The organism is Gemmatimonas sp., from assembly GCF_041689975.1.
Taxonomy (GTDB): domain Bacteria; phylum Gemmatimonadota; class Gemmatimonadetes; order Gemmatimonadales; family Gemmatimonadaceae; genus Gemmatimonas.
The window spans coordinates 1-1,958 of the sequence record NZ_JBDNFF010000080.1 but is presented as its reverse complement, the minus strand read 5'-3'; the positions used below and the strand labels follow the sequence as shown (position 1 = coordinate 1,958).

Genomic DNA, 1,958 nt, shown 5'->3' with positions numbered 1-1,958 from the left:
GTATGGCGGTGGCGCTGCTGGCATTGCGCGATGACCTGGCCGTCCAACACGTTGAGTGCTGCGAACAGCGTGGTCGTGCCGTTGCGCTTGTAGTCGTGCGTCATGGTGGCCGCACGCCCCTTCTTCATCGGCAGACCAGGCTGGGTGCGGTCCAGCGCCTGCACCTGGCTCTTTTCATCGCAGCGCAGCCTGACCCCGTTTCCCTGAATAAATTTAATCAACCCTGACGTCTTTTTTCTGCTTACGGTACGCCGCGTCCCGGCATCGCTCCCGGCGCCGTACCACGCGCTCGCCCCAACCCTTGCGACGACAACGCCCGCACGCCACACCTTGACCACGCCACTCACAGCGTTATCCTGAAGCTCACCGAGAACCCGAGCTTTTCGGCGCGTCACCCGCGCGGCGTGCGGAGCCCAGCGGTTTCGCCGCCGTCGACGGTGACGACCGTCCCGTTGACATAGCTCGCGTCGGACGAGAGCAACCAGCCCACCACTTTCGCCACTTCCGCCGGCGCGCCGAAGCGGCGCGCGGGGATTCGCAATTCCAACCGCCGCCGTGCTTCCGAATCGGCGTTGATGCCGCTCATCATTCGCGTGTTGATCTGTCCCGGGCACACGGCATTGAAGCGGACATCCTCGCCGAATTCCAGCGCCAGTGCCTGTGTGAAACCGATCAGCGCAGCCTTCGACGCGCAGTAGATCGCAAGTCCCTCCTCGCCGCCCTTGCCGGCGATCGACGACACGTTGACGACGGCGCCACGCGCCGCGATCAACCCATTGATCGCAAAGCGCGTGAACAGGAACGCACTACGCGCATTCACTGCCATGATCCGGTCCCAATCGCCCGCGGTTGATTGGGCGAACGAAACGCGCGACGACATGCCGGCGTTGTTGACGAGGCCGTCGATGCGTCCACGGCCAAGTGAGAGCGCGGTGTCGACCGCGCGCCGGCAATCGGTTTCAATCGCAACATCGCACGCGACGTAGGTAGCGCCGGACACCAAGCGCTCGACCTCGGCACCCGCCTCGCGGTCACGGCCGGTGAACATCACAGGCGTGCGATCACTCGCGAGATATTCTACGCACGCGCGGCCGATGCCGTGGGTGCCACCGGTGACGATGATCATGCCGAAATCTTGCAATCGCAGTCGGTGAAGTGCTGAGTTGTGCCCATCGACGCCTGGCGAAGCTCTGTGCGACGCTTCACCAGACGGAAGGCTTTCCCGAACTCGTGGTGAAGCGCCTCTGGATCGTAGCGAACGACTTCTAGGCAGCTACATCTGGTCGGCCCGTCGGGGCCGAATGTAGCGCCGATGACCTGGCTGCCGGGGTTTACTGTGCGGGCGCCTTGCCGCACATAGGTGGCCCGGTAGCTCGCTCCCGCGAGTAAATGCAAGACTGCGCGGTCGTGCCACAGGTCGTACATGTGGTGCCCAAAAGCAAACAGCCGCACGTCTCCGGAGAGCCATTCGACCTGGGCTGCGTTTGCGTGGAGACGCGCCTTCGCGATATCCAGCGCCGTCGCCGAAAGGCCCATGGTGTGGAGTTTGCGATAACCAAGTGCCAACACGTCGTCGACCAACGTCGACTCCCCTTCGCCGACGTCGATGATCGGGGCGTCACGCGTCGTTGCCGCGTCCTCGATCAGCTGCAGCGAAATCTCCAAATCAGGGCGCCACCAGCTGACCTCGTCGGGTTTACTCATCTGATAGACCTGTTCCCAGTGCAGTTTGTAATCCACGATTGTCAGCTTCTCCAAAGGATAGGAAACCTAACCACACGAGCCCGAGTATTCCGGTCTTGGCGATGCTTGTCAAGCGGCAGCCTTGTCCAACGTGGTATGAGCCTGAGCGGCTGGCGTATTTCCAACCAGGAATGAGCCTGAAGGGGGCAAATTGAGTCAGCGGCGCTGTCGGCTTGATCATCACAAGGATGGTGATCAACATGGACGAGACAAAG

General features: G+C 62.2%; 3 protein-coding genes and 1 pseudogene. All 4 read right to left on the bottom strand.

Annotated features, from left to right (window positions below):
- Window positions 1-188, bottom strand: a pseudogene (locus ACESNG_RS05865) (IS630 family transposase); the annotation flags it as partial.
- A gap of 203 nt (window positions 189-391) precedes the next feature.
- Window positions 392-1,126 carry an SDR family NAD(P)-dependent oxidoreductase gene (locus tag ACESNG_RS05860; protein WP_373068175.1) on the bottom strand — a complete coding sequence of 245 codons (735 nt, stop codon included), beginning with the start codon at window positions 1,124-1,126 and terminating at the stop codon, window positions 392-394.
- Window positions 1,123-1,740, bottom strand: a complete 618-nt coding sequence (locus ACESNG_RS05855) for a class I SAM-dependent methyltransferase (protein ID WP_373068173.1) — start codon at window positions 1,738-1,740, stop codon at window positions 1,123-1,125. The genes ACESNG_RS05860 and ACESNG_RS05855 overlap by 4 nt, the downstream gene beginning before the upstream one ends.
- A partial coding sequence (locus ACESNG_RS05850; RefSeq protein ID WP_373068171.1) for a hypothetical protein occupies window positions 1,697-1,958 on the bottom strand: 262 nt, incomplete at its 5' end. The genes ACESNG_RS05855 and ACESNG_RS05850, both read right to left, overlap by 44 nt.